This window comes from Streptomyces sp. NPDC038135 (genome assembly GCF_055601245.1).
Genome location: NZ_JBVJXS010000005.1, coordinates 471,436 through 491,180 on the forward strand (window position 1 = coordinate 471,436; position 19,745 = coordinate 491,180).

Genomic DNA, 19,745 nt, shown 5'->3' on the forward strand with positions numbered 1-19,745 from the left:
GTCGGACAGCACGAGGTAGCGGCGGTCGCCCTTGGCCGACGGGGTGCACTCGATCTCCAGGAGCCGGCCGAGGCCGCCGGTTCCGCACGCGCCGCCCGGGCCAAGGCCCCGCGCGCGTCCGCCGGCGTCACCGCCGCCCGAAGTGCGCGCTCCGTGGGCTCGGCGGAGTCGGTGACGACGCGAGCGCGTACTCCGCCCAGACGGTCTTGCCCGGGCCGTCCGGGCGCGGGTGCCAGTCCCAGCGGGCGGCGAGCTGCGATACGAGGAGCAGCCCCCGGCCGGCTTCCTCCTCGGCGCCGGCTGCGCCCCTCGGAGCGGTGGGGCGGCGGGGAAGGCGTTCGCCGCGGGTGTCGGTGACCTCGACACGCAGGACGTGGTCGTGGAGCGGGGCATGGAGGTGCAGGTGGAAGTCCCGGCCGGGGACGTGTCCGTGCCGCACGGCGTTCGCGGTGAGTTCCGCGACGATCAGTACGACCGCGTCGTGCGCGTCGGTGCCGTACGGGATCCCCCACGCGTCCAGCCGGACGGCCGCCATGCGGCGGGCGAGGCGGGCTCCGCGAGGTGTGGAGGTGAAGCGCATCTCGAAGGTGTTGGGTTTGGCCGTCATGCCGATCACGGTGCCGGTGGTCGCATAGCGTGACCAGCGGTGACGCGGTGACAGAGCGCTGCTGTACGCGCGGTGTCGGCGTGCGTAGGCGCTGTGCGCCGTAACGGCTTTCCCTACGGGGGCGTTGGGTCGAGGAGGCGGTGATGACGGACATGGCTGAGCGCCAGGACGCCGAGGCGGAGACCGGGGCGGTCGTGAGTCTCGGGGACGGCTGGGACAACGACGGCGGGGCCGGGCGGCGCCCGGAGGACGAGACCGGGCGCGGGATCGTGGTCGCGTTCGGGCAGACGCTGAAGACGCTGCGGCTGCGGGAGGGCCTGGAACGCGAGGAGTTCGGGCGGCGCCTCGGCTACTCGGCTTCCACGGTCGCGGCGTTCGAGCAGGGGCGGAGGATTCCGTCACCCCGGGCGATCGAGCGCGCGGACGAGGTGCTGGGGGCGGGCGGGTTGCTGTGCCTGTGGAAGGAGCAGGTGGAGCGGGCTCAGTATCCGGTGTTCTTCCAGGGGATGGCGGCGTTGGAGAAGGAGTGTCTTGAGCTCCTCATGTACGACACCCACGTCGTCAACGGGCTGCTCCAGGCTGAGGAGTACATGAGGGCACTGCTCGCCATGCGGCGTCCACCGCTGGACGCGGAAACGGTCGAGCAGCGTGTGACCGCTCGACTGGCTCGGCAGGAGATCTTCGATCGGCGGTGCGCTCCTCTGCTGAGCTTCGTGATGGACGAGGCGGTCTTGCGGCATCGCTACGGCGGCGAGAGCGTACTGCGCGGACAACTGGAGCTCATTCTCCTCGTCGGTCAGAAGCAGAACGTCGAGGTCCAGGTCATGCCGACCGAATGCGAGGAGAACGCAGGCGTCAACGGTCCCTTCACAGTGGTCACTCGCAAGGACGGCAAGAAGTTCGTGTACGCCGAGACACATGCGACCAGTGCTCTTGAGACCGACCCGGAACAGACAGCTCTCGCCTCGGCCCGTTATGGGATCATCCGATCACAGGCTCTCAGTCCGCGAGAGTCGACGAAGTTCATCGAAGGGTTGCTGGGGGCGCTATGAACAACGCTGAGTTCTCGACCGCAGCATCCGGCCTCGCCTGGTTCAAGAGCAGCTACAGCGGGACCGAGGGCGGTCAGTGTGTAGAGGTCGCGCCGGATACCGCAACCGTGCACGTCCGTGACTCCAAGGCCGTCGCCGGAGCCGTCCTCACGGTGTCGCGTGAGGCGTGGGCGGAGTTCGTCGGGCTGGCCTCGTCCGAGCGGTGCGTCTGACGCTCAGTCGGCGAAGTGCTCCATCCGGCGGAGGCCTCTGCGTGTCCCCGGGGTCCCTCACACCCGGGACGCGGGCCGGTGCGCACACCGGGTTGAGGCCGCGTCACCAAAGGGGCGTCGTTGCCTTGTCATCCTCAAACCGGGCGGTTACCTTCGCCAGCAGGGCTGGGCGACACGGGGAAGCGTTGCGCCGACGGGGGAAGGCACGACATTGGGGATTCATCGCGCCACGGAGGAAGTCACCAGTGCGCTGAGGTTCGTCACCGATTCCGGGGGGACAAGCGGTAGGACGGCCGAGTTGGTCCGGGCACCGATGTCCGAGGCCTGCACCCGGCTCGTCGTGGTGGACAGTCACCACCTGTTCCGCAGCGGTCTCGTGTCCCTCCTCGCGTCGGTTCCGACGTTCGTCGTCGAGGCCGAGGGCTCGACCGGCGCCGAGGCGGTCCTCCTGTGCCGGCTGCTGCGGCCGGACGTACTGATCATCGACACGGAGATGCCGGGTCCCGATCCGCACGAACTGCTGATCGACGTCCTCGAGGACAGCCCGAACACCAGGGTGATCATCCTGAGCATGCACGACGACGGCGCGCGGATCCGCGAGCTGACAGCCGTCGGAGTGTCCGGCTTCCTGCACAAGTCGGTCGACTACCGGACCCTCAGGACGGCGATCGACTGCGTGCTGACGGACTCGGACCAGCTCGTCATCCACCTGCCGCAGAGGTCCCTGTTCGCGGACGACTGGACCGGGGCCAAGGTGTCCGGTCCGATGTCGGCCCGCGAGCTCGAAGTGCTCGCCATGCTCGCCGAGGGCATGAGCAACGCCGAGCTCGCCGGACGGCTGTTCATCAGCGTGAGCACGGTCAAGCGCCACCTCACCAACATCTACCGCAAGCTCGGCGCGGTCTCCCGGGTCGACGCACTGCGGCGGGCCGTGGCGGCGGGCATGCTGCCCGAGCGGCACCCGGACGGGCGACCGGCTGCTACGTCAGGCTCGCCGACACTTCCGCGACAAGCTCGCTCACGTCCGCCCGACCGGTTGCGTAGGACGTCATGAGACGGGTCACCCCGTCCGGCGAGAGGTAGCAGGTCCAGCGCTCGCGCAGCGAGTTCGTCGCCGCGGGCGGCAGCTCCACGAAGACCGCGTTGGACTGCACCGGCTGGGTCAACCGCAGTCCGGGCAGTCCTTCCAGGTCCGCCGCGAGACGGGCGGCCATGCCGTTCGCGCTCCGCGCGTTGTCCAGCCAGAGCTCGCCGTCGAGCAGCGCGCTGACCTGTGCCGCGAGGAACCGCATCTTCGACGCCAACTGCGCCTGCTGACGCCGTAGATAAGGCGCCCGCTCGGCGACGCCGGGCGTCATGAGGAGCAGCGCGTCGGCGCCGAGCGCCCCGTTCTTGGTGAACCCGAAGCTGAGGGCGTCGGCGAAGCGGGCGATGTCGTCCACCTTGCAGCCCAGGTGGGCCACGGCGTTGGCCAGCCGTGCCCCGTCCAGGTAGAGGCGGAGCCCCTCGCGGTCGCAGAGGTCGCGCAGCGCCGCGAGCTCCTCCAGTGAGTAGCAGGTGCCCAGTTCGGTGGCCTGGGTGATGGCCACGGTCGAGGGACGGGGCGTCCGTACGTCCGTGCACCGCTTCAGCACGTCCTCTATCGCCGCCGGGGTGAGCTTGCCGTGCGGCGCCGGGGCGAGCAGCAGCTTCCTGCCCAGCATCGCCTCCACCGCCCCGCACTCGTCGACCGCGAAGTGGGCGTTGTCGGCGCAGATGATCGCGTCACCCGGACCGAGCAGGGCGGAAAGGCCGAGGACGTTCGCGGCCGTGCCGTTGAAGAGCAGCAGCGGGACCGCCGCCGGTCCGGCCAGATCGCGCAGGCCCGCTTCGGCCGCCGCCGTCCAGCGGTCGCCTCCGTAGGCCGGCGCCGGCCCGCGGGCGGCCGCGCCGATCGCGGCCAGGACGGCGGGGTGGGCCGACGCGTGGTTGTCGCTCGCGAAGTCCTCGCGTGCGGGACCCGTCGGTCTGTTCATGGCGACAAGTCTTCCGGCCCCGTGAAACCACCGGCAACGTCTTCATGGCTCGGAGCGCTACACCTTCCGGCTCATCCTCGATACGACCAGGTTGTACCACCTGGCCGGGAAGGTGGTATCTCCGCCGCTACCACCTCCTCACCACCGGAGGCCGAACCTAGGCTCGGGACCGGTTATGGCGATCCGCCGGGCGGCAGCCCGGGAGAGGTTGTGAGGAAGATGACCGTTGCGACCATGCTCGTGAACGTACCCGACACGCCGTCCGCGTACCTGTCGGTGTGTTTCTTCGGCCGGTTCGTGACCTCGGTCGGCGGTATGCCGGTCGAGCGCTGGAGGGCCGGCAAGTCCCGCAGCTTCTTTCAGTACCTCATGCTGCACCGGAACCGGGTGATGACCCGTGACCAGCTGCGGGACGCGCTCTGGCCGGAGGCCGAGTGGCGCGCCTCCTCCAGTTCGCTGAAGGTGGCCTGCTGCGGAGCCCGCAGCACGCTCGGCGCCAGCAAGACCCCGGAGGACGCCGGGTCGCCGATCCGGCTGCTTCACCGCGACGGCGGGTACCTGCTCGACGCGGACGACGCCTGGTGCGACATCGAGGAGTTCCGGGACCTGGTCCACGACGGCATGCAGCACCGCTCCCACGGCCGTGCGGAACAGGCCGAGGAGAGCCTGACGAGGGCGATCGCCCTCTACCACGGCGACTTCCTGGCGGGTCAGGACGAGGACTGGATCGCCGAGGCGCGGGAGTACTACCGGTCGCTGGCGCTGGGCGCCCTCGACGTCCTGCGTTCCGCCGCGGTGGAACGCGGCGACGCGGACGCGGTCTTCGCGCTCGGTCAGCGCACCCTGGAGCTCGACGCCCTGCACGAGCCGACCTACCAGGACCTGATCAGGGTCGCGGGCCTGCGTGGCCAGCCGGAGCAGGCGATGCGCTGGTACCAGCTGTGCGAGCGGCGGCTGCAGCGCCTCATAGGCGTCGAACCGTCCGCCGACACCAGGCAGGCCCTGCACCAGGTCCTGAGCGGACGCGGCCGGCCGGTCGCCCTCTAGGCCGTGTCCGCGAAGTCGCGCCTGCGTCACGGGCGAACGACGCGACTTCGCGGACATGACCTAGGCCCTGTGGTCAAGTTCCCGCCCGCCCCGCGACACCACGCGACCACGCACGCGCTCCCGCCGCGGGACCGCCCTCCGGGCGACGACGGGGATTCGACGACAGGACCTGGTCCGTGCGGTCCCCAACCGGTGAAGGAAGGACTCGGGCATGCCCACGACCTCTTCGACGACCACGCCTCCAGCCGTGATCTCCCGCCTGCTGGCCCATGTGCGCGGCCACGCCGCCGAACGTCCCGACGAGCCCGCGGTCATCACGGCCGACGGTGCTCTCACCTGGGCCGAACTCGCCGTGTCCGTGGACACGTCGAGCCGTACGCTGCACGCCCACGGGATCGGGCACGGCACCGTGGTGGCGCTCGCCACCGGCCGTGACCGGCACGCGCTCACCGCGCTCCTCTCCGTCTGGGCGCTCGGCGCGACCGCGGTGCTCCTGGACGAGCGGCACCCCGCGGCCCACCTCGGCAGTGTCACGGCCAACTCCGACGCCGAGTGGATCATCGCGGCCGAGCTGACGCCGGAGGTGCTCGGCAACGGGCTTCCGGTGCTGACGGCCTCGGACCTGTTCGAGGAGCCCGCCGAAGCCGCCGCCGTCGCGGCGGAGCCCAAGTACTCCCCCGACGACGTGGCCTACGTGATCCACACCTCCGGCAGCAGCGGCCGGCCGAAGGGGGTCGACGTCTCCTTCGGGAACCTGGAGGCGTTCGTCGACGCGATCGAGACCCTCGGGATGCCGCGCGGCGGCAACGGCATCGTCGCCGTGTCGCCCGCGTTCGACGGCTGGCTGTGGTGCACCCTGCTGTACCTGGTGCACGGGAACGCGCTCGGCATCGTGGACCTCGCCCGGTCGGCGGCCGACGGACCCGCGGCCGCGATCGCCGCGCTCACGCCCAGGGTGGTGTGTCTGACGCCGTCGCTGCTGGCCGCCTGCGAGGGAGGCGTGGACAGCGCGGAGGCCATCGTGGTGGCCGGCGAACCGTGCCCGCCGGACCTGGCGAAGCGGCACGCGACCGGTCGCCGGATGCTCAACGTCTACGGGCCGACCGAGGCCACCATCGCGGCCACCTGGGCGGACAGCGCCCGCGGCGACGACCTGACCACGATCGGCACCTCGATACCCGGCTACGCCGTCCACGTGCTCGACCCCGAGGGCCGCCCGGTGCCCGACGGCGAGGAGGGCGAGCTGTACATCGGCGGGCCCGGGGTCGCGCTCGGCTACCGCCACGAACCGGAGCTGACGGCGCGGCACTTCGTGACCGACCCCCTGCTCGGCCGCGTCTACGGCACCGGGGACCTCGTCCGGCGGCGGGCCGACGGCCAGCTGGAGTTCCGCGGCCGGAGCGACACGCAGGTCAAGGTGCGCGGGTTCCGTGTGGAGCTGACCGAGATCGAGCGCCGGGCCGTCGGACCCGGTGTGGCCCAGGCCGTCGCCTACCTGCTGCCGGGAGGCCGGACCATCGGCCTCGCCGTGGTGCCCGCCGAGGGCTATCCCGGGGACGGGGAGCTGCGGGACCTCCTCGCCGCGCGGCTCCCCGCGCACCAGGTGCCGAGCGGCATCCGGCGCCTGGAGACGCTGCCGCTCACCCCGAACGGCAAGACCGACCGGGCCGCGCTCGCCACGGCGCACGCGGCCGCCGACGGCGCCGGCTCCGGGCGGCAACTGCCCGAGCCGACGGACGCGTTGCTCAGCACCGTCACACGGGTCTGGAACACCGCCCTGGAGCAACCGGTGACCGACGTGGACGCCGACTTCTTCGCCTCGGGCGGACACTCCCTGCTGGCCGCCGGGATGATCACCGCGCTGCGTCGGGAGACCGGGGTGTCCCTGTCGATGCGCGAACTGCTGAGCAACCCCACCATCCGAGGCTGCGCGGATCTCGTCCGCGCCCGGCTGGCACAGACCACGGCGGCGTCATGACCTACCTCCGCAGCTGGCCGAACGGCGCCTCACCCGCCGCCCCCGTCCTGCTCTGCCTGCCGCAGGCCGGCGCCAGCGCCCTCCAGTTCCAGGACTGGCAGGTCCGGCTCGGCCCGAGCGCCACGGTGTGCGCCGTGCAGCTGCCCGGCCGGGAGGACCGGTGGGGCGAGCCGCCGCCCGCGAGCATCGCCGAGGTGGTCGGCGCCGTGAAGGCCGAACTGGCCGACGCCGGGCTCCTCGACCGGCCGCTGGTCGTCTTCGGGGACAGCCTCGGCGGCCTGATCGCCTACGAGCTGGCCCGGGCGGTCGGCCCGGCCGCACTCGTGGTCTGCGTCTGCCGGGCGCCGGTCCACTGGGCGCGGCAGGGCGGACTCCACGAGGACGACGTCGAACGGCTGGCGTCGGCGAGCGTCGAGGGCTCGGAGCTGCCGCCGGAGCTCGTCGCCGAACTGCGCGACATCGCCGCCGAAGTGCTGCGCCGCGACGCGGAGTTGTCGAAGACCTTCCACGACGTGCCGGGCACGGAGCCGCTGCGCTGCCCGGTGTACGCGTGGGGCGCCGTCGCCGACGAGACCGTCACCCCCGCCCAACTGGACGACTGGCGCGATGTGACCACCGGGCCGCTGCACCGCCACGACTTCGCCGGCGGGCACCGGATCAGCCGCGACGATCCGGGCACGGTGCTCGGACGGCTCTCCCGGGTGCTGGCCGACATCGCCGAGGAGGAACCGTCATGATCCCGCAGGCGCCGCCGGTGATCGACCTGGTCGATCCCGGCCCCTTCGCACGCAACGACTTCTGGGACACCCTGGCCTGGCTGCGCACCAACGCGCCGGTGTACCGGCACGCGGGCGGCCCCGTGCCGTTCTGGGTGCTCACGAAGCACCGTGACATCGCCGCCGTGTACGCGGACTCCGCGCATTTCGGCTCCCGCTTCGGGATGCGGATCGGCAGCGACACGGCCGCCGTGGCGGCGGTCGCCCAGCGGATGCTGATCGTCTCCGATCCGCCGCAGCACACGGCGGTCAAGCGGACGCTGATGGAGTGGTTCGGACCCTCCCGCATGCCCCGGGTCGACAGGCTCGTGCGGCAGGTGGTGGACGAGCTGGTCACCGACGACGTCCTCGACCGGCCGCTGGACTTCATCGAGGTGGCCAAGCGGCTGCCGAACCATGTGGTGTGCGCCCTGATGGATCTCCCCCGGGCGGACTGGGACTGGATCGGCACGGTCACCACCGAGGCGTTCGACGACGCGTCGGGCAAGCACGCCAACGGCGAGATCTTCCTGTACTTCGCCGATCTGCTCGCGGCACGACGGGCGCGGCCGGGTGACGACTTCGTCAGCTGGGTCGCGACCCAGGGCAGGGTGGACGCCGACGGCGACCGCCCGCTGACCGACGAGGAGATCATCTTCAACTGCAACGGGGTGCTCTCCGGCGCCAACGAGACCACCCGCTACGTCGCGGCCGGAGGCCTGCTCGCCTTCGCGCAGTTCCCCGAGCAGTGGGACCGGCTGCGCGCCCTCGGCGCCGCCGGAGTGGCCGGGGCGGTCGAGGAGGCGCTGCGCTGGACCTCGCCGGGCGTGCACGCGATGCGCACCGTGCTGCGCCCGACGGAGATCGCCGGGCAGCGGCTGCGGCCGGGCGAGCGGGTCACACTCTGGAACGCCTCCGCCAACCGGGACGAGGAGGTCTTCGACGAGCCGGACCGGTTCCTCGTCGACCGCAGCCCCAACCGGCACCTGGCGTTCGGCCACGGCAGGCACCTCTGCCTCGGCGCGCGCATGGCGCGCTGCGAACTCGGCGCCCTGTTCGGCCGGCTGGCGGGGCGCGTCGGCGGTGTGGAGCTCACCGGCACCCCTTCGTTCACGCCGTCCAACTTCACCTGGGGAGTCAGCGCGCTCCCGCTGCGGCTGAACGGGCGTGCGTAACCGTCGATTAATCGCCACCGCCGACGATGCGGCGAAGACAACCATCTGATGGAGGTCAGCATGGGGGAGCCCATTCGGAACATCGTCATCATCGGCGGCGGCACCGCCGGTTGGATGGCCGCGTCCTACCTCGGAAAGGCACTGTCCGGCCAGGCCGCCATCACCGTCGTCGAGGCGCCGGCGATCGGGCGGATCGGCGTCGGCGAAGCGACCGTGCCCAACCTCCAGCGGGTCTTCTTCGACTACCTCGGCCTGCCGGAAGAGGAGTGGATGGCCAAGTGCAACGCCAGTTTCAAGATGGCTGTCAAGTTCATCAACTGGCGCACCGCCGGGCCGGGTGAGCCGACCAGCCGGCACGACGGCACCCGGTCGGACCACTTCTACCATCCGTTCGGCCTGCTGCCCTCCCCCGACGGCGTGCCGCTGTCGCACTACTGGACGCGCAAGCACCTGTCCGGCACGACCGACGAGGCGTTCGACTACGCGAGCTTCGTGGAACCGCCGCTGATGGACGCGAAGCGGTCGCCGCGGTTCCTGGACGGCACCCGCTGCACGAACTACGCCTGGCACTTCGACGCCGCCCTCGTGGCGGCGTTCCTCCGCGACTTCGCCACCGCCAAGCAGGGCGTACGGCACATCGAGGGCACCGTCTCCGACGTCCGGGTCGACCCGCACGGCTCCATCGAGTCGGTCACGCTGGAGTCGGGCCAGGTCGTCGCGGGCGACCTCTTCGTCGACTGCAGCGGCCTGCGCGGTCTGCTGATCAACAAGGCGCTCGGCGAGCCCTTCATCGACATGAACGACCACCTGCTGAACAACAGCGCGGTCGCCACCCAGGTCCCGCACGACGACGAGGCGGACGGGATCGAGCCCTTCACCTCGTCGATCGCGATGCCCGCCGGGTGGACGTGGAAGATCCCGATGCTCGGCCGGTTCGGCACGGGCTACGTGTACTGCGACACGTTCGCCGACAAGGACGAGGCGACCCGCGACTTCTGCCGGCTGTGGGGGCTGGACCCGGAGAAGGTCCCGCTCAACCACATCAAGTTCCGGGTCGGCCGCAACCGCCGGGCGTGGGTGGGCAACTGCGTCAGCATCGGACTGTCCTCGTGCTTCGTCGAACCGCTGGAGTCGACCGGCATCTACTTCATCACCGCCTCGCTGTACCAGCTCGTCAAGCACTTCCCGGAACGCGACGTCGACCCGGTGCTGCGGGACCGCTTCAACCGCGAGATCGTCGACATGTTCGACGACACCCGGGACTTCCTGCAGGCGCACTACTCGCTGTCCCCGCGCACGGACACGCCGTTCTGGCAGGCCACCAAGGAGCTCACGCTGGCCGACCAGATCAAGGAGAAGATCGAGATGTTCCGCTCCGGCGTCCCGATCAACCCGCCGGCGACCGACGAACGCACCTACTACGGCAACTTCGAGGCGGAGTTCCGCAACTTCTGGACCAACGGGAGCTACTACTCGGTCTTCGCGGGTCTCGGCGTCCGGCCGCGGAACGCGCTGCCGATCCTCTCCTACCGGCCCGACTCCGTCACCTCGGCGGAACGGACCTTCGCCGACGTGAAGGCCCGCCAGCGCCGGCTGGTCTCCGAACTGCCCTCCGCGCACGAGTACCTGCGGCAGCTGCACCGGGACGACTCGCCGCAGGACACCGCCGCATGGGCCCCGCGGCGGACAGTGTGACCAACACGTCGGCAACGTACGTCACGGCGGAGGAGGCGTTCCGCCGGGTGATGGGGTCCCTCCCGACCGGGGTCACCGTGGTCACCGCGCCGGCGGCCGGCGGCCCCCGCGGGATGACCTGCTCCTCGCTGACCAGCGTGTGTCTGGAACCGGCGACGCTGGCGGTGTGCCTGCGCACCGCCAGTTCGACGCGGACCGCCGCCCTCCGGCACGGGAGGTTCGCGGTGAACCTGCTGCACGGCGGGGCCGCACGCACGGCCCAGGTGTTCGCGACCGCCGTCCCCGACCGGTTCGCACTGGTCGACTGGCGGATGTCCGAGACGGGGCTGCCGCTGCTCACCGCGGACGCCTGCGCCTACGCGGAGTGCGACGTCGTCCACACCGTCGAGATCGGCGACCACACGATGATCTTCGGCACGGTCGCCGACTCCTGCCTGCTGCCCGGGACTCCGCTCGTCTACGCGCGCCGGTCGTACCGCTCCTGGGACGCCCTCCCCTCCACCCAAGACCGCCCGGAAGGCGACCGATGATGCCCACCCCTGCCGTAGAACCGCCCCCGGCGCTGCTCGCGGACCGGCCGGCCTCCTCCCACGACCGCCCCGAGCAGCGGGGCCCCTGGCACGTCGCGCCGGCGGGCGGCGACCTCGGCCGGGACCACCGGTGGTGGTCCGGGGTGTGGGTCGCCCTCCTCGCCCGCCACGGCGGACACGACCGGGTGTGGCTGGCCGGTGCGAGCGGCTGGTACGAGGTGGCGGTGGACCAGGAGGCGCCGGTCGGCGACCTGGTCTCGGCCGCGGTGGAGGTGCTCGACGGGCCGGCGTTCCAGCCGTCCCGTCCGCCGGCCGCCCCGGTGGCGGTCGTGGCGGGCGGCCCCGAGGAGCATCGCGGCGCCGGTGACATCGCCGTCGAGGTGGCGGACGGCGTCGTCGGCGTGGCCGGGGACGCGCGGCTGTGGGAGCCGGCGACGCTGGGACGGCTGGCCGGGCAGCTGCGGCTGCTCGGCGAACAGGCCGCGACCGACCCCGGCGCGCCGCTGGCGACGGTCGGCCTGCTGACCGCCGCGGACCGGCGGCTCGTCACCGAGGACTGGAACCGCACCGCCGCCGACTGGCCGCCGACCGGATACCTCGACCTGATCGCGGCTCAGGTGCGCGCCCGCCCGGACGCTCCGGCGGTGGAGCACGGCGACGTCGTCGTCTCGTTCGCCGAGCTGGACCGGCGCGGTGACCAGATCGCCGGCGAACTGCGGCGGGCCGGGGTCGCGGCCGGGGACCGCGTGGGGTTGTTCTGCCCGCGCGGCGCCGACTACGTGCTCGCCGTTCTCGGCATCCTGAAGGCCGGCGCGGCGATCGTCCCGCTCGACCCGGTCAACCCCGACGCACGGATCGCGTACATGCTCCGGGACAGCGCGGCCACCGCGGTCCTGACCGGTGACGGTCTGGCCGGCCGGCTCCCGGACGGCCCGCCGGTCCTCGACATCGCGGCCACCGCGGCCGCCCCCGCCGAACCCCCGGCGCCCACCGGGGACCCCGACCCCGTCAGCCACCTCATCTACACCTCGGGGTCGACCGGGGAGCCGAAGGCGGTCCTCGAACGCCTGCACGCGATCGAGAACCTGGTGCACTGGACCGGCCGCGCCTACGGCGTACGGCCCGGCGACCGGGCCTCCTGGCTGTCCGCGCCCGGGTTCGGCGTCCAGATCATGGAGTGGATGCCCTACCTCGCGCTCGGCGCCACGGTGTGCGTGCCCGCGGCGCGGCACGCGCTGTCCCCGGCGCAGCTGCGGGACTGGCTGGTCGCGCGGAGGGTCACCCACACCATGCTGGTGGCCGCCCTCGCGGAACCGGCCTGGGCGCTCGACTGGCCCGCCGACGCCGGCTTGCGCATCATGGTCACCACCGCGGAGCGGGTGCACAGCTGGCCGCCCGTGGACACCCCGTTCCGCGTCGTCATGACGTACGGCACCACCGAGAGCACCAACGCGCTGACCTGCCTCGACCTGGGTGCGGGCATCGACCTGACCAGTCAGGCGACCCCCTCGCACGTCAAGGCGGCGCATCCGGTGCCCGCGGGACGGCCGATCGCCAACGTCCGCGCCTACGTGCTCGACGAGCTCGACCGCCCGGTGCCGCCGGGGCTGACCGGGCGGCTGCTGATCGGCGGGGCCGGGCTGTCGGCCGGGTACCACAACCGGCCCGAGCTGACCGCGAAACTGTTCCGCCAGGACCCGGTGACCGGGTCCGGGCTCGTCTACGAGACCGGCGATCTCGCCCGGTACCGGACGGACGGCGCCATCGAGATCCTCGGCAGGGGCGACGCCCAGGTGAAGATCCGGGGCTTCCGGGTCGAGCTCGGCGAAGTGGAGTCCGCGCTGATCGGCTGTCCCGAGGTGGCCGAGGCGGTGGTCACCGCCGTCGACACGGGCGCGGGCGGCCGCCAGTTGGCCGCCTACGTCACCGCGGTCGACGGCGCCGGCCTGGAGGGCGCCGCGCTCAAGGCCCGGCTCAGTGAACGGCTGCCGTACTACATGGTGCCGTCGACGGTGACGGCGCTGCCGGAGATCCCCCGGTTGCCGAACGGCAAGACGGACCTGCGTGCGCTGCCCGCACCGGACCCGGCGGGGCGCGGTGACGACGACTTCGTCGCCGCCCGGACCGAGACCGAGGCCGCCATGGCCCGGCTCTGGGCCGAGATCTTCGACGGCCGGACGATCTCGATGACCGACAACTTCTTCCATCTCGGCGGCCATTCGCTGCTGGCCTTCCGGCTCATCGACGAGCTGCGCGGCCGGTTCGACGTCGAGCTGTCGATGACGGAGCTGTACGCGAACCCGACCGCGGCCGAGCTGTCGGCGGCCGTCGACGCGGGCCGGGCGGGCGCGGCCGCCTTCGCCGATCTGCCGCCCGTCGAGCCGGACCCGGCCGCGCGCTTCGATCCGTTCCCGCTGAACGCCGGCCAGCAGGCGATGTGGATAGGCCGCGGCAGCATGGTCGATCTCGGGAACGTCGGCTGTCACGGGTACTTCGAGTGGGAGTCGGACGACCTCGACCTCGACGCGTTCGAGCGGGCCTGGCAGGCGCTGGTCGAGCGCCACGACGCGCTGCGCACCGTCGTGCTGGCCGACGGCACCCAGCGGGTGCTCGCGGAGGTTCCCGACTTCGCCGTCGGGCGCCACGACCTGCGGGACGCGGCGGACCCCGAGCGGGAACTGCTGAACCTGCGCGAGCAGTTGTCGCACACGATCCTCGACGCGGCCAAGTGGCCGCTGTTCGACCTGCGGCTCACCCTGCTCCCCGGCGGCAGGACCCGGATCCACCTGGTGCTCGACTTCCTGGTCGCCGACGCCTGGAGCTACTTCCAGGTCATCGTTCCCGAGCTGAGCGAGCTGTACGCGGGCCGGGGCTCCTCGCTCGCGCCGCTGCGGCTGACGTTCCGCGACTACGTGCTCGGCCTCGCGGCGAACCTCGAGAAAAGCGACGTCTACCAGCGCTCCCAGTGGTACTGGCAGGACCGGCTGGCGTCGCTGCCCGGCGCGCCGCGGCTGCCCGAACGACCGGAGAGTCAGCCGGTACTGCCGGCCAGGATCGAACGGCACAGCGGCGTCCTCGGCCCCGAGGACTGGGCGGCGATCGGCGCCCTGGCCGGCGAGCACGGTGTGACCGGCTCCGGGGTGCTCGCCGCCGTCTACGCCGAGGTGCTGCGGTCCTGGTCCGCCGAACCGTCGTTCTGCCTGAACTTCCCGCTGTTCAGCCGGCTCCCCCTGCACCCCCAGATCACCGACGTGATCGGGCACACGACGACGACGCTGCTCCTGGAGGCCTCCGGGTCCGGGCAGACGTTCGCGGACCGTGCGCAGAACCTGCAGCAGCGTCTCTGGTCCGATCTGGAGCACCGCCACTTCACCGGCATCCAGGTCCTGCGTGCCCTGACCCGCCTGCGCGGAACGCTGGTGCCCGCGATGCCGGTGGTGATGACCAGCCTGGTCGGCTACCCGCCGGACCAGCGGGAGACCTCGTTCGGCTCGGCGGTGTACGGGATCTCCCAGACGCCCCAGGTGAGCCTGGACTTCCAGGTCTTCGAGACCGACGACGGAGGCCTGCGGTTCAACTGGGACTACATCCAGGCCGTCTACCCCGACGGTCTGGTCGGCGAGATGTTCACCGCCTTCCTCGACCTGCTGGGCCGGCTCACCACGCGCGACGCCTGGCGGACCGGCGACTTCGGCTACGGCGTCGCCCGGCACACGGCCGTCGCCGCCGAGGCGCAGACCGAGGCGGAGGCGGGCCCGAAGCGCACCGGGACGGCCTGGGAGCAGTACTGGGCCTCGGTGAACACGACCGGCCGCGGCGGAGACGTGCTGTGGGACGCCGACGACGCCGAGGAGATGCGCCGGCTCCTCGACACCGCGGCACAACACCTCGATCCGGCGCTGCCGGTCATCGACCTGGGCTGCGGCAACGGCCGGTACGCCAGGGCGCTCGCGACCCGGTTCCGCACCGTCGTCGGGGTCGACGTGTCGCCCACGGCGATCGCCCGGGCCCGTGAGGAGAACGCCGGGCTCGACAACCCGTCGTTCGACGTCCTCGATCCCGGGGACACGGACGCCGTCAAGGCGCTGGCGACGCGGATCGGCCCGGCCAACGTCTTCGTCCGCGCGGTGCTGCACGTCCTCGGCGACGAGGAACGTGCCGCGATGGCGTCGGCCATGACACTGCTCACCGGTGGCCGGGGAAGCGTGGTCCTGATCGAACCCGACTACGCGGCGAGTTCGTTCGGCTATCTCGGCCATGTGGGCGGCGCCCGCGGCCGGGCCGCCGACCTCGTCCGGCCGCTCGAGGCCGCGGGAGTGCGGCACTCGACCCGCTTCGGCCCGACGGACCTGGACCGCCACTTCCCCAGCGACCACTGGCGGCGGCTGTCCACCGGACCCGCGCAGATGCACGCCGTCGACCCCGAGTCCGACCGGACCACGATCCGCGTCCCCGGCTACTTCGCCGCCGTACGGCCCGTCGCCCCCGATCGCTGACCGGAGGCGATCCGCGCCAGGCCCGTGCCGGCCCGCCCTCGTGAGGGCGGGCCGGCACCGGCCGTGGAGCGGTTCCGGCCCGGTCGGCCGAGTGTGTGGACACGAGCGACCCGGGACGGATTGGATTGGCGGGCAACAGCCCCTCGACTCCGAGGAGTTGTTCGACGAGACCGACGACGGCGCGAACCCCTCCGCTCGGTCACGAAACTAGGATGAATGCATGGTCTTCACCGGAATTCCGGACGAGGCGTTCGACTTCTACCGAGAGCTCGCCCTGGACAACTCGAAATCGTTCTGGCAGCGGCACCGCGACCGTTACGAGCGGGCGGTCCGCGAGCCCATGGCGGACCTGGTCGCCGAGCTCTCCCCGGAGTTCGGCGAGCTCCGGATGCTGCGGCCCCAGCGGGACACCCGCGCGTCCAACGACAAGTCGCCGTACAAGACCTACCAGGGGGCGCTGGTGGACCTGGAGCCCGGCCTCGGCTTCTGGCTCCACCTCGACGCCTCGGGGCTGCACGCCACCGGGCGGTTCTACTCACGCGCTCCACAAGCGACGACCGCGTACCGCTCGGTGGTGACCGAGGACCGCGGCGAGGAACTGCAGACGCTCGTGGACGGCCTGGAGAAACTCGGATTCACCCTGGGCGGGGTCACGCTGCAGACCAGGCCGCGCGGGGTTCCGGCCGACCATCCCCGCGTGGGGCTCCTGCGGCACCGGACGCTGGACATCGGCCGCGACTGCGACCGGGCCGCCGCCGGCCGTCCGGCGGCCGCCGAGTGGGTGGCCCAGACCTGGCGCGAACTCCGCCCGACGCTGGACTGGATCTCGGCCAACGTCTGCCCGCGCCTGCGCGAGTTGTCCACTCGGTGAAGCACACCGTGCGATCGGTTCGGGGAACGGCGCTCACGCGGACGGCGGGCGCCGTCCGAAGTCGCCGCTGAGCCCCGTCCGCATCGCGTGGCGCACGGCGTCGAGGCGCGAGGTCGCGCCGAGTTTGGCGTAGATGTTCGACAGGTGCCGCTTGACCGTGCTCTCGGTGATGAACAGCTCACCGGCGATCTCGGCGTTGCTGTACGCCTGTGCGACGAGGTCGAGCACCTCGGCCTCACGCGCGGAGAGGGACTCGGGCCCGGCGGCCTGCGGGGCGAGCAGGGCGCGACGCGGGAGGGAGACCGTCACGGAGTCGCTCTCGTCCGCCGCGGTCGCGCAGACGGCCGCCACCAGTTCGCGTCGCACGACGGACTTCGTCAGGTACGCCGCGGCGCCGGCGTCCAGAAGCCGCTGCACCAGCGTGTAGCCCTCGTGCATGGACAGGATGACGACCTTGCTCTCCGGGACCTGCCGGCGCAGCTGTTCCAGAGTGGTCCAGGCGTCCTGCCCCGGCATCTCGACGTCGAGCAGGATGACGTCGGGGCGGTGCCGCAGCGCGAGTTCGACGCATTCGGCGCCGTTTCCGCCCATGGCGACGACCTCGATCTGCCCGTCGGCCACCAGCAGTTCGCGCAGGCCGTCCCGGAACAGGGCGTGGTCGTCGACCAGCAGGGCCCGGACGGGCCGTGAGGTCGTCATGACGCCGCGGCCATGCGCAGGGGGACGCTGACGGCGAGGTGCACGCCCTGCCCGGGTGCGGTGCTGACGCGGACGGATCCGCCGAGTTCCCGCGTCCGCTCGCGGATCGAGGACAGTCCGCCGGAATCGGCCCCCAGGGCCTGGGCGTCGGGCAGACCGGGCCCGTCGTCGATGACGCAGGCCCGCAGTTCGCCCTCGGTGACGGTGACGGTGACCAGCAGCGAGGTGGCTCCCTCGGCGTGCAGCAGCACATTGCGTGCCGCCTCCCGCAGCACGAGGTGGACCTCCTCGGCCACGTGCCGCGGGACCGTCGCGAGATCACCGTGCGCCACGACCCGGAAGCGGATGCCCGGCGGCGCGACCGAGGACAGATAGTGGTCCAGGGCGTCGACGAGCGAACGGCCGTCCAGCGACTCCCTGAGGGTGCTCGCGAGTTCCCGCACCATGTCCAGCACCTCGGTCAGGCTGGTGGCGGCCCGGGCGAGGCCGTCCGTGACGGAGCCGGTCCCGCGGGCAAGGCGGAGTTCGGCCAGTTCTATGCCCTGGATGCCCACGCCGATGCCATGGGCTATGCGGTCGTGCAGGTCGTGGGCCAGTCGGCGCCGGCTCGCCACCGCCATGCTCTCGGTCTTCTCCAGCAGCGCTTCGAGGCAGGCCGCGGAGGCGTTCTCGAAGCGCCCCAGGACAGCGCGGTGCAGAGCACTGGCCACTTCGGCGCCGCGGCAGTCGCCGTATCCGTCCAGCAGGATCGGCAGCGCGACGTCGAAAACGTCCCCCGCGACGGCCGACGCCTCCGCCAGGAACGCCCGTTCACGCGTCGCGAGGCGGGAGACCGAAATCGCCTCGTCCGAGGGAATGGCTGATTCTGGAATGTCGGGACGCAGTGCCCGTACGGTATTTTCTAAGATTTGCCATACCTGGGCTTTCACCCATTCCAGGGCCGGTTCGTCGTCCGCGAGCGGCGAGTTCCGGACTTTCAGGCATTGCCGAAGTCCCGCCATGACCTGCTCGCCCGTCAGCGACAAGGAGAGTCGGCGCCCACACGGCCGATCGGGCTCGGAATATCCGGACATTTCCGCCGTGCAGTGACACGTCAAACGACAGGCCATGGGCCTTCCCCCGGTATCACGTCGCTGTTCGGTCGCGCCAGAACCTCTTCAGTCTCCCCGCGTCCGACCGATCCTCCGGCATGCAATCACAAAATGTTGGCCGTGAGGTTCAAAAGAGGCAACCGGATTTTCCGCCTTCGACCATTTCCCAGGTCGTAAGGCGGACGGCGACTGGCAACGACTCCGGGACGGAAATCAGGTCTCGCTGCGGCCGGCGGACGGGACCGCTTCGCCCTGGGTGGAGGCCGGGCGGCGGGGCGGGGCGAGGAGAGTCAGCAGCGGGCTGGTCGTGGCGGTCGTGATCAGGGCCATCAGGACCAGCACGGCGAAGAGCCGCTCATGGATGATCCCGGCGCTCAAACCGACGTTGAGCGCGATGAGTTCGGTGAGCCCGCGGGTGTCGAGCAGCGCCGCGACGGTGGCCGACTCGCGCTTGTCCAGGCCGTTCAGCCGGCTCGTCAGATAGCCGGGCACCAGCTTGCCCGCCATCGAGATCAGCAGCACCAGGCAGAGCAGGAGCATGCCGGATCGGTCGATCGAGCCGATGTTCAGGGACAGGCCGGTCACCACGAAGAACAGCGGCAGCAGCAGTCCCGCGGCGCCCTCCATGGCCCGCAGGACGTCGGCGTCGGGCACGTCGTCGCGGCGCGGCATGAGCAGCCCGGCCAGGAAGCCGCCGAAGACCGCGTGCAGGCCCAGTTCGGAGGTGGCCCAGGCGCAGCCCGTCGCCAGGATGATCGCCACGGGCAGCTGGTGGGTGAACATGGCGCCGGGCCGGTGGATCCACCAGCGCAGCAGCGGACGGACGAGGAAGCCGCCGCCGAGCACGAGACAGGCGATCAGGACGACGGTCAGCCAGGCCGGCCGGCCGTGCGACTCGCCCGGCATCGCGGTGGCGAGCGCGGTCCAGGCGGCCACGTCCATGACGCCGGCGGCGGACAGCGCGATCAGGCTCGCGCGGGTGCCGGCGATACCGGACTCCCGCACGATGGCCGCCAGCACGGGCAGTGCCGTGATCGACACCGCGACGGCCATGAACAGCACGAAGGAGCGCGAGCCGACGTCGTGTTCGCCCACCGAGGTGAAGGCGGACGGCATGAGGAGGACCGTGCCCGCTCCCAGGGCCATCGGGACGAGCAGGGCCGCGGCCGCCACCGACAGCGTCGTCCTGCTGCTCGTGCGCAGCGACCGGAGGTTGAGCTCGTAGCCGACCACGAACATGAAGGTGACGATGGCGACCTGGGCGAGCACGCTCAGATACGGCAGGACCTCCGGCGGGAACAGCCTGCCGGCCGGATCCCCCGGGAGCCGGCCCAGCAGGGACGGCCCGAGCACCACCCCGGTCAGGATCTGCCCGATGACCGCCGGCTGGCCGTACCGTGAGGCCACCCCGCCGAGCAGCGAGGAGACGAGCAGGATGACGGCGATGTCGCCCATCACGTAGGTGGTGACGGTCCCGACGCTCACGAGCGGCCTCCCGAAGCGCTTCCACGGCAACCGGGTT

The 19,745-nt window shown here is 71.8% G+C and carries 16 protein-coding genes; 11 read left to right on the forward strand and 5 right to left on the reverse strand.

Annotated elements, in window-relative coordinates:
- Positions 1 to 127: 127 nt before the first annotated feature.
- Positions 128 to 607 carry an ATP-binding protein gene (locus ACZ7JA_RS16895; protein WP_351672948.1) on the reverse strand — a complete coding sequence of 160 codons (480 nt, stop codon included), beginning with the start codon at positions 605 to 607 and terminating at the stop codon, positions 128 to 130.
- A gap of 152 nt (positions 608 to 759) precedes the next feature.
- On the opposite strand from ACZ7JA_RS16895, the gene ACZ7JA_RS16900 reads away from it, so the two are divergent.
- The 3 genes from ACZ7JA_RS16900 to ACZ7JA_RS16910 all read left to right on the forward strand — a co-directional run bounded on the left by ACZ7JA_RS16900 (position 760) and on the right by ACZ7JA_RS16910 (position 2,925).
- Positions 760 to 1,659: a helix-turn-helix domain-containing protein gene (locus ACZ7JA_RS16900; RefSeq protein ID WP_470809016.1), complete on the forward strand. Its 900-nt coding sequence runs from the start codon at positions 760 to 762 to the stop codon at positions 1,657 to 1,659.
- Positions 1,656 to 1,871 carry a DUF397 domain-containing protein gene (locus ACZ7JA_RS16905; RefSeq protein WP_470808894.1) on the forward strand — a complete coding sequence of 72 codons (216 nt, stop codon included), beginning with the start codon at positions 1,656 to 1,658 and terminating at the stop codon, positions 1,869 to 1,871. Before ACZ7JA_RS16900 ends, ACZ7JA_RS16905 begins: the two co-directional genes overlap by 4 nt.
- A gap of 298 nt (positions 1,872 to 2,169) precedes the next feature.
- Positions 2,170 to 2,925, forward strand: a complete 756-nt coding sequence (locus ACZ7JA_RS16910) for a response regulator transcription factor (RefSeq protein WP_389305766.1) — start codon at positions 2,170 to 2,172, stop codon at positions 2,923 to 2,925.
- Here ACZ7JA_RS16910 and ACZ7JA_RS16915 read toward each other — a convergent pair.
- Positions 2,852 to 3,886 carry a threonine aldolase family protein gene (locus ACZ7JA_RS16915; protein ID WP_401137036.1) on the reverse strand — a complete coding sequence of 345 codons (1,035 nt, stop codon included), beginning with the start codon at positions 3,884 to 3,886 and terminating at the stop codon, positions 2,852 to 2,854. The two genes, ACZ7JA_RS16910 and ACZ7JA_RS16915, sit on opposite strands and share 74 nt — an antisense overlap.
- A 219-nt stretch (positions 3,887 to 4,105) precedes the next feature.
- On the opposite strand from ACZ7JA_RS16915, the gene ACZ7JA_RS16920 reads away from it, so the two are divergent.
- The 8 genes from ACZ7JA_RS16920 (at position 4,106) to ACZ7JA_RS16955 (ending at position 16,433) form a co-directional block, all read left to right on the forward strand.
- Entirely contained in the window at positions 4,106 to 4,933 is an 828-nt protein-coding gene (locus tag ACZ7JA_RS16920; protein WP_351672938.1) for an AfsR/SARP family transcriptional regulator, read from the forward strand.
- Between the two features lie 211 nt (positions 4,934 to 5,144).
- Entirely contained in the window at positions 5,145 to 6,911 is a 1,767-nt protein-coding gene (locus tag ACZ7JA_RS16925; protein WP_470808897.1) for a non-ribosomal peptide synthetase, read from the forward strand.
- The gene (locus ACZ7JA_RS16930; RefSeq protein ID WP_389305772.1) at positions 6,908 to 7,648 is read left to right on the forward strand and encodes a thioesterase II family protein; all 741 of its coding nucleotides are present in this window, start codon (positions 6,908 to 6,910) and stop codon (positions 7,646 to 7,648) included. The genes ACZ7JA_RS16925 and ACZ7JA_RS16930 overlap by 4 nt, the downstream gene beginning before the upstream one ends.
- Entirely contained in the window at positions 7,645 to 8,841 is a 1,197-nt protein-coding gene (locus ACZ7JA_RS16935) for a cytochrome P450 (RefSeq protein ID WP_470808899.1), read from the forward strand. Before ACZ7JA_RS16930 ends, ACZ7JA_RS16935 begins: the two co-directional genes overlap by 4 nt.
- Positions 8,842 to 8,901: 60 nt before the next feature.
- Positions 8,902 to 10,536: a tryptophan halogenase family protein gene (locus ACZ7JA_RS16940; RefSeq protein WP_351672930.1), complete on the forward strand. Its 1,635-nt coding sequence runs from the start codon at positions 8,902 to 8,904 to the stop codon at positions 10,534 to 10,536.
- Positions 10,512 to 11,066, forward strand: a complete 555-nt coding sequence (locus ACZ7JA_RS16945) for a flavin reductase family protein (RefSeq protein ID WP_403681674.1) — start codon at positions 10,512 to 10,514, stop codon at positions 11,064 to 11,066. The genes ACZ7JA_RS16940 and ACZ7JA_RS16945 overlap by 25 nt, the downstream gene beginning before the upstream one ends.
- Positions 11,063 to 15,562, forward strand: a complete 4,500-nt coding sequence (locus ACZ7JA_RS16950) for an amino acid adenylation domain-containing protein (protein ID WP_470808901.1) — start codon at positions 11,063 to 11,065, stop codon at positions 15,560 to 15,562. Before ACZ7JA_RS16945 ends, ACZ7JA_RS16950 begins: the two co-directional genes overlap by 4 nt.
- 220 nt (positions 15,563 to 15,782) lie before the next feature.
- Positions 15,783 to 16,433, forward strand: coding sequence for a DUF2461 domain-containing protein (locus ACZ7JA_RS16955; protein WP_403683780.1), 651 nt, complete (start codon positions 15,783 to 15,785; stop codon positions 16,431 to 16,433).
- A gap of 33 nt (positions 16,434 to 16,466) precedes the next feature.
- Here ACZ7JA_RS16955 and ACZ7JA_RS16960 read toward each other — a convergent pair whose 3' ends face one another.
- The 3 genes from ACZ7JA_RS16960 to ACZ7JA_RS16970 all read right to left on the reverse strand — a co-directional run bounded on the left by ACZ7JA_RS16960 (position 16,467) and on the right by ACZ7JA_RS16970 (position 19,708).
- A complete protein-coding gene (locus ACZ7JA_RS16960) occupies positions 16,467 to 17,132 on the reverse strand; it encodes a response regulator transcription factor (RefSeq protein ID WP_351672922.1) in 666 nt (221 codons plus the stop codon).
- Positions 17,129 to 18,061, reverse strand: coding sequence for a sensor histidine kinase (locus tag ACZ7JA_RS16965; RefSeq protein ID WP_389305784.1), 933 nt, complete (start codon positions 18,059 to 18,061; stop codon positions 17,129 to 17,131). The genes ACZ7JA_RS16960 and ACZ7JA_RS16965 overlap by 4 nt, the downstream gene beginning before the upstream one ends.
- 375 nt (positions 18,062 to 18,436) lie before the next feature.
- Entirely contained in the window at positions 18,437 to 19,708 is a 1,272-nt protein-coding gene (locus ACZ7JA_RS16970; RefSeq protein WP_351672918.1) for a cation:proton antiporter, read from the reverse strand.
- Positions 19,709 to 19,745: the final 37 nt, after the last annotated feature.